At 63.3% G+C, this 11,965-nt stretch carries 12 protein-coding genes; 6 read left to right on the top strand and 6 right to left on the bottom strand.

What is annotated here, in order from left to right:
• Positions 1–60 precede the first annotated feature (60 nt).
• Positions 61–1,014, bottom strand: a complete 954-nt coding sequence (locus F757_RS0122865) for a universal stress protein (protein WP_027213420.1) — start codon at positions 1,012–1,014, stop codon at positions 61–63.
• A gap of 52 nt (positions 1,015–1,066) precedes the next feature.
• Positions 1,067–1,756 carry a CBS domain-containing protein gene (locus F757_RS0122860; RefSeq protein WP_027213419.1) on the bottom strand — a complete coding sequence of 230 codons (690 nt, stop codon included), beginning with the start codon at positions 1,754–1,756 and terminating at the stop codon, positions 1,067–1,069.
• A 220-nt stretch (positions 1,757–1,976) separates the two neighbouring features.
• On the opposite strand from F757_RS0122860, the gene adhP reads away from it, so the two are divergent.
• Positions 1,977–3,002 carry an alcohol dehydrogenase AdhP gene (gene adhP, locus F757_RS0122855; RefSeq protein WP_027213418.1) on the top strand — a complete coding sequence of 342 codons (1,026 nt, stop codon included), beginning with the start codon at positions 1,977–1,979 and terminating at the stop codon, positions 3,000–3,002.
• Positions 3,003–3,273: 271 nt separating this feature from the next.
• Entirely contained in the window at positions 3,274–3,657 is a 384-nt protein-coding gene (locus tag F757_RS0122845; RefSeq protein ID WP_027213416.1) for a DUF3564 domain-containing protein, read from the top strand.
• Positions 3,658–3,699: 42 nt separating this feature from the next.
• Here F757_RS0122845 and F757_RS0122840 read toward each other — a convergent pair whose 3' ends face one another.
• The gene (locus F757_RS0122840; protein ID WP_027213415.1) at positions 3,700–3,891 is read right to left on the bottom strand and encodes a DUF2964 family protein; all 192 of its coding nucleotides are present in this window, start codon (positions 3,889–3,891) and stop codon (positions 3,700–3,702) included.
• A gap of 215 nt (positions 3,892–4,106) precedes the next feature.
• Here F757_RS0122840 and F757_RS0122835 point away from each other — a divergent pair, with 215 nt between their 5' ends.
• From F757_RS0122835 to pqqD, 3 genes are all read left to right on the top strand, one after another.
• The gene (locus tag F757_RS0122835; protein WP_027213414.1) at positions 4,107–6,080 is read left to right on the top strand and encodes a sigma-54-dependent Fis family transcriptional regulator; all 1,974 of its coding nucleotides are present in this window, start codon (positions 4,107–4,109) and stop codon (positions 6,078–6,080) included.
• 276 nt (positions 6,081–6,356) lie between these two features.
• Positions 6,357–6,431, top strand: coding sequence for a pyrroloquinoline quinone precursor peptide PqqA (gene pqqA, locus F757_RS35370; protein WP_013341955.1), 75 nt, complete (start codon positions 6,357–6,359; stop codon positions 6,429–6,431).
• 131 nt (positions 6,432–6,562) lie between these two features.
• A complete protein-coding gene (pqqD, locus tag F757_RS0122830; RefSeq protein WP_027213413.1) occupies positions 6,563–6,844 on the top strand; it encodes a pyrroloquinoline quinone biosynthesis peptide chaperone PqqD in 282 nt (93 codons plus the stop codon).
• 159 nt (positions 6,845–7,003) lie between these two features.
• Here pqqD and F757_RS0122825 read toward each other — a convergent pair whose 3' ends face one another.
• The 3 genes from F757_RS0122825 to F757_RS0122815 all read right to left on the bottom strand — a co-directional run bounded on the left by F757_RS0122825 (position 7,004) and on the right by F757_RS0122815 (position 11,433).
• Positions 7,004–8,254 carry a c-type cytochrome gene (locus F757_RS0122825; protein ID WP_027213412.1) on the bottom strand — a complete coding sequence of 417 codons (1,251 nt, stop codon included), beginning with the start codon at positions 8,252–8,254 and terminating at the stop codon, positions 7,004–7,006.
• An 88-nt stretch (positions 8,255–8,342) separates the two neighbouring features.
• Complete coding sequence (locus tag F757_RS0122820) at positions 8,343–10,070, bottom strand: methanol/ethanol family PQQ-dependent dehydrogenase (RefSeq protein WP_027213411.1); 1,728 nt, start codon at positions 10,068–10,070, stop codon at positions 8,343–8,345.
• A gap of 466 nt (positions 10,071–10,536) precedes the next feature.
• Entirely contained in the window at positions 10,537–11,433 is an 897-nt protein-coding gene (locus tag F757_RS0122815) for a LysR family transcriptional regulator (RefSeq protein WP_013341959.1), read from the bottom strand.
• A 203-nt stretch (positions 11,434–11,636) separates the two neighbouring features.
• Between F757_RS0122815 and sdhC the strand changes: the two genes are divergently transcribed.
• On the top strand, positions 11,637–11,965 hold a 329-nt coding region (gene sdhC, locus F757_RS0122805; protein WP_442856656.1), incomplete at its 3' end, for a succinate dehydrogenase, cytochrome b556 subunit.

Below are 11,965 nucleotides of genomic sequence, written 5' to 3'. Positions count from 1 at the left end.
TGCGCCAATCGAATCAAGTCGATATCGCAGCACTCAGGTGCACGCCTGCCGCCCGCCGGTTCATGCGTCGGGCAGGGGCCGCGCGAGCAGCACCGGAGTACGGGCAAGGCGCGCCGTGCGCGCCGCGACGCTACCCAGCAGCCAGCGTGCGACGCCGCGTCGTCCATGCGTGCCCAGAACCAGCAGGTCCGCATGCCACCGTTCGGCATCGCGCACGATGGCGTGCGACACGTCGTCGCTGACAGGCTCGGTTTTGACAAGCGCGGTCTCCGCCGTGTTGCCGACCGTTTCGAAGACGCTTCTCGCTCTCGCCATAGCCGCCTCGCCTTCTTCGATGAAAGCCTCCTCGAGAACATGGATCGGCACGAAATCCGTCAACCGCACTGCACGGTCGACCACATAGATCGCGCGCAAACGCGAGTCCGGGCGGGCGAGCCGGCAACCCGCGTACAGCGCATCCAGCGACGCCACGCTGCCGTCAAGAGCAAAGAGAATCCGCTGAGGCGATGGCCCGATGTCTGCCTCATAGCCGGCAGGCACGATGAGTATCGAACACAGCGCGCGCGTGGTGACGAACTCCGACACGGTGCCCTCCACCCAGCGCATCATGCCGTGATGCTGACGCGCGCCGAGCACCAGCAGATCTGCACCCCATTGTGCCGCCGCATCGATCAGCGCGTTCGCCGTGTAACCGCCCTGCCTTGCAATCTCGATCACGCCCGACTCGACCTCGATGCCCGCGTCCGCGAACATCTTTTTCGCGCGCGCCACGGCCTGTTCGGCGTCGCGCGCGAGTTCGGTTCGCGCGAGCTGCAACTCTGCGTCCGTCATCGATCCGAGCGGCAACAGCACGCGAGGATTTTCCGCCACGCTCACAATGCGGATCAGCGCACCGGGCAGCGTCATGTGGCATACATAGTCCGCTGCGCGCGCCGATTCCGGCGAAGCGTCCACGGCAACGAGAATCCGCCTGATTGCGGCGGCGCCGTCGGCGCCGCGCTCGCTTGAACTCATGATGCTGTCTCCATGCGGTTCGGCTGGCGCGCTTGCGCCGCCCGTCGTTTTTTCAAATGCCCGGCATTACCTGATACGGCTCGGTGTGGTCTTCGATCCGCTTGACACCCGGTATGCTTTGCGCCGCGACGCGAACCGCGTCCACCGCCTCGGCCGACTGAAACACGCCCCACAGATGCACGACGCCATCGGTCACGACAATGTTGCGGCCAGCAAAAGCCCACTTGCGGCCCGCCAGTTCGCCCATCAGCAGCGCGCGGATTTCGGCGTCCGAAAGCGTGGACTTCGAAACCGGTTCATCCGGCACGCTCGCGAGTGCCTGCACGAGATTTGCACGGCTAACGATGCCGACGAGCCGTCCCGCTTCCGTCACGGGCACACGCTTGATGCCGCGGGTCTCGAGAATAGCGGCCACCTCGCCGAGCGGCGTGTCGGGCTCGACGGTGATCACGTCCGTGGTCATGACATCGCCCACTTTGGTGCCATGCGTTTTCACGTAGTCGCGCGCCTCGTGGCTTGCGGACCAGAAATCCAGCCACGACACGCGCCTGCGCTCGTCGGTGCCTATTTCGCTACGCCGCAGGAGATCGCCCTCGCTGATCATGCCGACGACGCTGCCGTCCGGATCGAGCACCGGCGCGCCGCTGATACGTTTTTCGACAAACAGCCTCGCGACCTCGCGAATGGTCATGTCGGGTGTGACCGAGATGACGTTGCCGGTCATGACATCAGATGCGCGCATGGCAAGCCTCCTGAGTGATTAGGTGATGGTGTGATTCCAGATTAGGACGGCGGCGCCTGCCCCCGCTTGACATGGATCATGCGGAAGGACCTTGCACGCAACCGTGGTCCCGGCGCTGCAACCGTGCGCCGTCAGCGAGCGTCCTGGCTGACGCATGTCAATTCGTTCGAGTGCGCGGAGCAGATACTGATTGCGGTCCAACCATCGTCTGGAGAAGCTCATGGCTCAAATGATGAAAGCCGCCGTAGTTCGCGAATTCGGTGCGCCGCTGCATATCGAGGAAGTCGCCGTGCCACGGCCTGGCCGCGGTCAGATTCTCGTCAACGTAAAGGCGTCGGGCGTCTGTCACACCGACCTGCACGCCGCCGACGGCGACTGGCCGGTCAAACCGTCATTGCCGTTCATTCCCGGCCACGAAGGCGTGGGCTATGTCGCCGCAGTCGGCGAAGGCGTCGCGCATATCAAGGAGGGCGATCGCGTCGGCGTGCCGTGGCTCTATACCGCGTGCGGTCACTGCGAACATTGCCTGGGCGGTTGGGAAACGCTGTGCAACGAGCAGCAGAACACGGGTTATTCGGTCAACGGCGGATACGCCGAGTATGTGCTGGCGGACCCGAACTATGTCGGCCATCTGCCGGCGTCCGTTACGTTCGAAGATATCGCGCCGATTCTGTGCGCCGGCGTGACCGTCTATAAAGGCATTCGCGTGACGGACACGCGGCCGGGTCAATGGATCACCATTTCGGGAATCGGCGGCCTGGGCCACGTCGCGGTTCAATATGCGATTGCGATGGGTTTGCGCGTCGCAGCCGTCGACATAGCGGAGGACAAACTCGCTCTTGCGCGCGAACTCGGCGCGGAGCTCACGTTCAATGCGCTGGAGTGCGACCCGGCCGCTGCGATTCAGAAGGAAATTGGCGGCACTCACGGCGTACTCGTGACCGCCGTGTCGCGCAGCGCGTTTGCGCAGGCGCTGGGCATGGTACGGCGAGGCGGCACCGTTGCGCTGAACGGCCTGCCGCCCGGCGACTTTCCGCTGCCGATCTTTTCCACGGTGCTTAACGGCATCACCGTGCGCGGTTCGATAGTCGGCACCCGCAGGGACCTGCAGGAATCGCTCGACTTTGCCGCGCAAGGCCGCGTTCGGGCGCGGATTCATCTCGACCGGCTCGAGAACATCAACCATGTTTTCGAAGAACTGAAGAACGGCCGCGTGGATGGCCGCGTCGTGCTGAAGCTCGACTAGCCGCCGCGAGCCGCGGCCGCTGCAACGCCCGGTTCGCCGTTGCAAGGCCGCTGATCCAGATCAATCCGCGCACGGCCTGGCCTGACAGAGTGACAACATGCCGTCCACGCAATCGTGCGCGCGATCACGGCATGAGGGTATCGCGGCAGACGACCGCACGGTTCGTCGACAAATATGAACTGGACCGCAGCCCGAACGCGCAAGCAAAAGCGCAGATCGCGCTGCGCCAACCAGCTTTGATCATGCGGGGGCATTTGACAGGAGAATCATGATGCGTCTCACTATCCACCTCCACACGTTCGACCGCGTCCATCCCATGGCATTCGCCATTCTCTGGCTCGATCTGGACACGCGGCAATGGTCGCGCGAAGGCCATCTTGGTCTCGAGCTCCCGGAATGGGGCACGTTGCAAGTGGACTGCGGCAACACGCTCGTGTGCTCGCCCGAAGACAGCGCGCCCGTCTGCGTGCTCGAAGGTCTCGAACTGAACGATTGCAACAGACGCTTTGAAGGCGAAACCGGGCGGGCGCAATGGTGCGCCGAACGCGCCCGGACGCTGATGACGGGCCACTGGCATGTGCAATGTATCGACAACGAACAGGCGCAGGCGGAACACCGCCTGTTCGCCGCCGGTGACGAATCGGAGAACGTCTGATTCCACTGCGCGCGGCGCGCGCCGCGCGCACCCCGGACCATCTCAGTCTCTGTCAGTGGCTCCGGGATTGAGCAGCAGCACGAACGCTGCGACTCCGGCGACCGTAGCTGCGAATCCGTATCGCACGAAGCCGCTGTTATCGAACAGCAGTCCGTCGATTGCCAGGGACAACCCGGCGAGAGACGCAAACACGGCGACCACTGCAACGACGATCCGGTATTCGGCGCGTACCATGATTTTTCTCCCGGCCGCTCGCGCGGCAGCAGCATCCACACTTTTTCAGGCGGGCGTGCATCACCCAAGCTCATGATCCGTGCTTTGCCCGCGCCGCGATTGATTGATGTCAACAATGCCCGCCACGCGGACGGCGAACAACTGGCGCGGTATTTGCATCGTGTCGCACCAGCACGACCCCGGCACAGCGACCGGGGCCTGACCAGGAGGAGACAATGCGCGATGACATGTATCACGCCGTAACCCCACTCGCCCCGCGCGAGGCTTGCTGGCTGACCCCGTCTATTCAGAAGTCCCATGAACGCTCGGAAGTATTCGGTTTGAGCGAGTCCATGCGCCCTGACTACGACGTGCTGCCTGCAGGCGAACTGGCATTGAAGCTCGAGCAGAATCGCATTCTCTGCGCGCACGCTACGCCGGTTATGGAAACCTTGCATGAGCAGATTGTGAACACCCAAAGCATGATCGTGCTGACGGATGCCGAAGGGCTGATCCTTCATTCCATCGGCGACGACGATTTCCTGCAGCGCGCCGAGAAGGTCGCCCTGCGACCCGGCGCGAACTGGGCGGAAAGCCGGCAAGGTACAAATGCGATCGGCACGGCGCTCGCCGAACGCACCGCGACCGTCGTGCATGGCGAGCAGCACTATCTGGCCGCAAACCGCTTTCTGACCTGCTCGAGCGTGCCGATTCTCGATCCGTACGGCGATCTCATCGGCGTGCTCGACGTGACCGGCGACCACCGCAGCTATCACCAGCACACCATGGCGCTCGCGAAAATGTCGGTGCAGATGATCGAAAATCATCTGTTCGCCAATACGTTTCGCGAGACCTTGCAGATTGCCTTTCACGGCCGCCCGGAGTTTCTGGGCACCTTGATGGAGGGCATCGCCGCGTTCACCTGCGACGGCCGCTTTCTATCCGCGAATCGCAGCGCGCAATTCCAGCTCGGCCTGCCGCTTGCCGGACTGCGGGCGCATACGCTGTCGTCGCTGTTCGGGCTCACGAGCGCGCAGTTGTTGGACCGTCTGAGCATGCAGCGCGACCGTCACCTCTCGCTGAACCTGAGCAACGGCGCCGTGGTCTGCGCACACGTCCAGTTGCGCCGCGGCACGGTGGCCGACGAGCCCGCCCGGCCACACGTGCAGACCCAAGCGCCCGCAACGCAGCGCAGCGAAAGAGGCGCGGCGGCCACGAATCCTCTGTCGAAACTAAGCTCGCTCGACACGGGCGACCCGCAGATCGCGGCGGTCATCACCAAGGTGCGCAAGGTGATCGGCAAGAACATCCCGATCCTCATTACCGGCGAGACGGGCACCGGCAAGGAACTGCTCGCGCAAGCCATTCACAACGATTCACCGCGACATGCCGGGCCGTTTGTCGCGGTGAACTGCGCGTCGATACCGGAAACGCTGATCGAATCGGAACTGTTCGGCTACGAGGAAGGCGCCTTCACCGGCGCGCGGCGCAAGGGCGCTGTCGGCAAACTGCTGCAGGCCAACGGCGGCACGCTTTTTCTCGACGAAATCGGCGACATGCCCTACCCGTTGCAGGTGCGGCTGCTGCGCGTGCTGCAGGAGCGTCTGGTGAATCCGCTCGGCTCCGCGAAGTCGATTCCGGTGGATGTCGCGATTATTTGCGCGACCCATCGCGATCTGCGCGAAATGATTGCGCAGGCCCGCTTTCGCGAGGACCTGTACTACCGGCTCAATGGCCTTGTCGTCAAACTGCCGCCGCTGCGCGAGCGCACCGATCTGTCCGCGGTGATCAGAAAGATGCTGGATAACGCATCGGCCGAAAATGCCGGCGGCCAGCCACTCACCATTGCAGACGACGTCATGATGCTGTTCGAGCAATGCGCGTGGCCGGGCAATTTCCGCCAGTTGGGCAACCTGCTGCGCACCGCGGCGGTCATGGTGGATGAGGACGGCGAGATCCGCCGCGAGCATCTGCCGGACGACTTCTTCGACGATCTGCGCGCCGTCGGTCCGACATCTGCGCAAAAAGCGGGCGTATTGCCGCTGCCCACGGGGCGGCTGCACGACGTCGCCGCAAGCGTGATTGCCAACGCGCTCGCACAGCATGGCGGCAACGTGTCGGCTGCGGCACGCACGCTCGGCATCTCGCGCAATACGATCTACCGCAAACTGCCGGCGCACGGCGCGAATCACAGCGAAGACGCAGCGTGATTGCCGGGTGCCGTGTGGCATTGCTCTATCTTGCAACACCGCTGTTCCACAATTGAACAGCGCGCGGCCATCAGCGCCGCGCGCGGCACGCTCCGGGTTCGCGCACGGCGCGCGTCGACCCGCAAACGAGCCTTCGTTGGCGATACAACGCATGACTTGCGCTTTTAACCGGCTTAATGGAGACGTCGACAAGTTCGGCATGGACCTTGCGTTTGGATACGAGACCGCTTCAACGATGCGGTTATTCAATCGAATGTCCTATCCAAGGAGACAGCCATGCAGTGGACCACCCCCGCCTACACCGACCTGCGTTTCGGTTTTGAAGTGACGATGTATATCGCCACACGCTGAAGCAAGCATGAACACCGCGCGCGTCGCTCGACGTGACGCGCGCGGCACGATTCGAGTCACCCCTCATCACAACGTGAATCCCCTCAGCATGCAGGCGCGGCCTGCCACCACGAATACGACGCGTGCCTCGCATGAACGCTCCGGATACTGAACGCTGTGCCGGTCCGCGGCCACATTTGCGCCCGCTCTTTTGCGTGCGATGGGAAGTAGCCGAAGACGGCTACGTGCTGCTCTCGCCCGATGGAACGATCCGCTTGAATTCCAGCGCAGGCGAAATACTGAGCCGTTGCGACGGCACGCGCGAACTCGACGACATCATCGGCGAACTCGAAGACTTGTTCAACGCGTCGAATCTCGCCACTGACATCTACCGCTTTATCGAGCATGCGCGGCAGCGCGGCTGGGTAGAGTGAATTGAACCGTGCGTAAGGTGGCGCGCGTCCCTTCGGTTTGCCGGACTGCGTTGGCCGCACACGTGTTCAAGCGCCCGGCGATTCTGCTGAACGACAGAGAATCGCCGGGCGCTTTGCTGAGCGGGCCGCGCTGCCCGCAACTTTTTTCGACGCCTACAGCTATTGCGTAGCGCCTGCGTTGAGCGAAGTACCCGCGGTCAGCGGTCGTGACGACGCCCTCGCGGCCTCGTCCGTCAGCTTGCTCTTGCCGGCGCTGTAGCCGTTCGAATACAACAGGAACGCCATGATGTCCGCGTAATCCTGCGGTTTCATCTTGCCCGGACGATCCGCCGGCATGTTGTTCGCCATGTATCCGTACACACCGCCGATGGTCAGCTTCGAATGGCCCGCTGGTGCGAACGACGGACCACGCAACGCCGGCGCATTCAGTCCTTGCAGCTCAGGACCGTGGCACTTCGCACAGGCGCTGGAATACAAGGTCTTGCCATGTGCGACCTGCCCGCGGTCGAAACCGGGCACGTCTGCGGATGCGACCGCGTCCACCTTGATGATATCCCCTCGGCCCATCTCGCGGCCCCCGGCTCGCATCACGGACGGCATGACGCCGGCATCGCGAGGACCATCGCGATAGGCAAACGCTGCTGCGTCCGGCACGCTCGCCTGCGCTGTGCGAGGCAGCGTCCAGCCGCGCGTCAACGCGGCGAGCCTGCCGTCGGATTCCATCTTGCGCAGCGCGGCGTCGATACGCGGCTGCAACGCCGCACCGTTCTTGCCGAACGCAAATACGAGTTGCCAGTCGGCATACGGCGACGCGGTCTGCGCAATCCTGAAGTGCCGCTCAGGGTGCGAGTTCGTATACGCGACGACCGCCGGATACCAGACAATTGCGCGTTGCGCATGTCCGTTCGCGACGGCGTCGACGGTCAGTTCAGCGGTGTTCTCCAGATCGAGTTTCACGTTGGGCTGCTGCACGGCGATGAGCTGCGCGGGGCTCGCATAAGTGGCGGCAACAGTCTCGGCGCTGTCCTTGTGTGCAGTTGCTTCGGGCATCGTCACGCTCACATAACCCGAGTGCAGATAAGCACGCGAAAATCTGAGTTTGCTGTCCGAGCCGTCGGCGACCGTCGAGCGTGGAAAGCCGGCAATCACATCGCACTTGCGCGCGAGCGCCTTGTCGAGTTCCTTGAGGGACACGCCGTCGTCGTCGCTGCTCGCAAAGCCGCCGGGTGCGAGCGTGAGGGGAATGCCCGCGGTGCGAAAGGCTTCGCGTGCAACGGCCTCGTCGAGTACTGTCGACGGGCTGCCCGGAAACGTGCAGGCGCGCACGCCCGCGCTGGCGTGGCCGGATATCAGCGCGCCGCTCGCGAGCAAGGCGCCGGCGAGCGCATAGGAGTTGAGTCGAGTCGTCATGATCTTGCTTTCCGGAAAAGGCGGGCTACCGTGACCCGCCCGCTCGCCCGCAGCGGCGTCGAGCAGGCGGGTACGGCGGTTCTGGACATCAGCCGTTGTTGAGTGCGAACACGTAGAGCGTGCCGCCGCGTGGGATCTTCTCGGCAGCTTTTGCCATCGGGCCGCCCCAGATAGGGTTCGCACCGCCGTAGCCGGCGAGGATCGCTACATACTGCTTGCCGTTCACTTCGAACACCGAGGGTTGCGCGACGATGCCGCTCGCGAGCTTGGGACTCTTCCAGAGCACCTTGCCGGTTGCCGAATCGAATGCATAGAGGTGGCCGTCGAGCGAGCCGCTGAACGCGAGGCCGCCTGCGGTCGTCGCTACGCCGCCGTTCCAGGGCAGCTTGCTCCAGTAGCTCCAAAGCTTCTTGCCGGTGCTGACGTCGATAGCCTGCAGTTCGCCGTAGCCTTTGCTGCCCGGTTCAGGTTTGATCTCGAAGCCTTCGCCGAGGTACGGCAGTCCTTCCATGTAGGTCACCGACTTGCCGGACAGCGACATGCACGCATGCAGCGCAGGAACGATCGCAATGTGCTTGTCGGGATCGTACGAGACCGACCACCAGTTCTTGCCGCCAAGGAAGCTCGGGCACGTTTCGATTGTCGTGCCGGTCTTCGGGTATTTCGAGCGGTCCTGAATCGGCACGCCGTCCGCCGTATAACCCGTTACCGAGGTCGCCTTGACGAACGGCTTCGCGTAGATCAGCTTGCCCGTGCCGCGGTCGATGGCATGGAAGTAGCCGTTGCGGTCCGCGTGGATGATCGCGTCGTAGTCCTTGTCCTGATACTTGATGTTGGCGAGCACCGGCGTGTTGACGCCGTCGTAGTCCCACGTATCGTTTTTGGTGTACTGGTAATGCCATTTCAGGTCACCGGTTTTCGGATCGAGCGCGAGCAGCGAATCCGAATACAGGTTGTCGCCCGGCCTGAGATCCGCGAGCCAGGGTCCGGGATTGCCGACACCCCAGTACAGCGTTTTCGATGCCGCGTCATACGTGCCTGTCAGCCATGCGGGTGCGCCGCCGTGCTCCTGCATGCCGTCGGGCCACGTGTTGCCGCCCTTCTCGCCCGCCGCCGGAACGGTGAAGCGCTTCCACAGCACGTTGCCGTTGTCGGGGTTCAAAGCTGCGATGAAGCCGCGTGCGCCGTATTCGCCGCCCGCGCTGCCCACCACCAGCGCGCCGTCGAGTGCAAGCGGCGCGAGCGAGAACGCGTAGCCGAGGCCAGGCTCGAACATCGACTTGCGCCACGCGAGCGCACCTGTTTGCGCATCGAGCGACACCACTTCGCCGTTGAGCATGGCGACGTAGACGTTCTTGCCGTAGAGCGCGACGCCGCGATTGATGACGTCGCAGCAGGCGGTCTTGAACGACTCCGCGCCGAGCTTCGGTTCGAACTTCCACAGTTGCTTGCCGGTTGCCGCGTCGAAGGCATAGACGTTGTCTTTCGGCGTGGTCACGAAGAGATAACGGCCATTGACGATCGGCGTCGCTTCGAAACCTTGCTGCAGATCGGCGGGAAACTTGTAGCTCCAGACCTGTTTGAGCTGCTTCACATTCGACGCATCGATCTGCTTGAGGGGCGAATGGGCCTGGCCGTTGTAGGTGCGGTAGTAGGTGAGCCAGCCTGGATCGCTTTGCGCGGCGGTGAGTCGCTCGTAGGTGACGGCCGGGTAGTCGTCGGCTACGGCGGCTGTTGCGCATGACAGACCGACGGCTATTGCGACGCTTACCGCAAGCGCCCTCGGCCGCATCGCTGCAATTGAACGTGCTTTCATCCTTTTGTCTCCTGTGTCGACCGGAGTTCGAGCGAAGCTCGTTACTCCGGTCCCATGCAACCTGTTGCGGTCGACCGGAGTTCGAGCGAAGCCCATTACTCCGGTCCCATACAACTTGTTGCGGTCGACCCGAGTTCAAGCGAGCGCGCTACTCTGGTCCCACACCACCTGGTTGCTGTTGAGTTATCGACGCGAAGCCGGGCGGCCACGCCATCGTCTGGGGAACGCAGTCTGGCTGCGAGCGGTTCAAGGCAAGTCGCATGCCATTGCGGCAGCGCCCGCGCGCAACACGCGCCAGGCCGGACACAGGAGAACAGTGGGGATGAGTCAGCACGCGGGCCGGCGTGCTGAGCGTTGTTGCACGTTGACGCAACCGGTCGCGGATGTGTTGCTAAAAAAGACAGCGCGGCTCGGATCGCAGGAGGCACAGTCGCCCAAGCCGACGCGCCGCGCCGAGGCCGAGGCCTCAAATGATCGACGCGCCCAACGCAAACGCCTTTTGCAGAAAATTGGCCGTCTTTGCAGGCGCCGCTTCCATGCGTGAGGCCAGCGACAAGCGGATCGAAATCGCGTTGCCGAGCACGTCGGTATACGCAACGCCTTCCACGCGTATCTGACACACGGAAGCTGGCACCAGGGACACACCGAACTCCGCCGCGACCAGGTTCACCACCGACGAGAGCTGCGGCGCCTGTTGCCCGGCGATCGGCTCGAAGCCCGCCTCCCGGCATGCCCCCACGATCACATCGTGCAGCGTGGGGCTCGCTTCTCGCGGCAACATCACGAACGGGTCTTCGGCCAACGCCGAGAGCGGAATCCGGCGTTTCTTCGCGAGGCGATGCGTGGCCGGCAACACGACCCGCATCGGCTCGATTGCAATGTGATGGAATTGCACGCCCGCAGGCGACTGGCTGCCAAGACGCACGAACGCGACATCCACGCGGCCGTCGCCCAGATAGGCGAGCAGTTGCGCCGTGTTGCCCTCCGCGAGCGTGAGCGTGACATTCGGATAGTCCTGCCGATAAGCGCGAATCAGCTTCGAGACAACCGGGTTGAACGCAGCGGACCCGGTGAAGCCGATGTTGAACTGCCCGATCTCACCGCGCCCCGCGCTCTGGGCTTTTTCGACCGCAAGGCGCGTGTCGTACAGAATGCGCTGCGCGTCGGCAGCGAAGGCCTCGCCGGCCTCCGTCAACACGACACCGTGGCCCGTGCGGCGAAACAGCCGCACGCCGATTTCGGATTCGAGCGCGTGAATCTGCTGGCTGAGCGGCGGCTGGCCAATGCCGAGTCTTTCGGCGGCACGCGTGACGTTGCGCTCCTCGGCAACCGCAAGAAAGTAGCGGATATGACGCAGTTCCATCCGGTATCTGTAAAACCTATTTCAGTAAGACGAGATAGATATTGGACAGTATATCAGCGCTGCGACAAAATATCGCCATCGCGCAGTCCGCGTCCTATAAGTCTTCCCCGCAATACAGAGCTTTCATCTTCATGACGATGAGGGCCGGACGAGCCGCGCCGATGAAGGCGCGCGGCAGTGCGCCGTTGGGTTTCTCTAATGAGATGAAGGGGTCTACTGTGGCTGACACATTAAAAAAACCGAGGCCGGAATTCCGGAACATCGGTATCGGGCAGATATTGACGGCGTATCGCCTGCCTCTGGCGGGGCGCGTGTCGATCCTGCATCGCGTGAGCGGCGGCCTGCTGTTCGTCGCGCTGCCGTTCCTGCTGTACCTCTTCGACCAGAGCCTGACCTCGGAGCTGAGCTTCGNGGGCTTCAAGGCCTTCTTCTCCAACATCATCGTCAAGCTCATCGTGCTGGTGCTCGGCTGGGCCTACATGTTCCATTTCTGCGCGGGCGTGCGCCATCTGCTGATGGACACCAACCACGA

It is taken from the genome of Burkholderia sp. WSM2232 (assembly GCF_000472545.1).
GTDB lineage: Bacteria > Pseudomonadota > Gammaproteobacteria > Burkholderiales > Burkholderiaceae > Paraburkholderia.
Note: the sequence above shows the minus strand (reverse complement) of the source record. Positions and strands in the feature narration are given on the sequence as shown.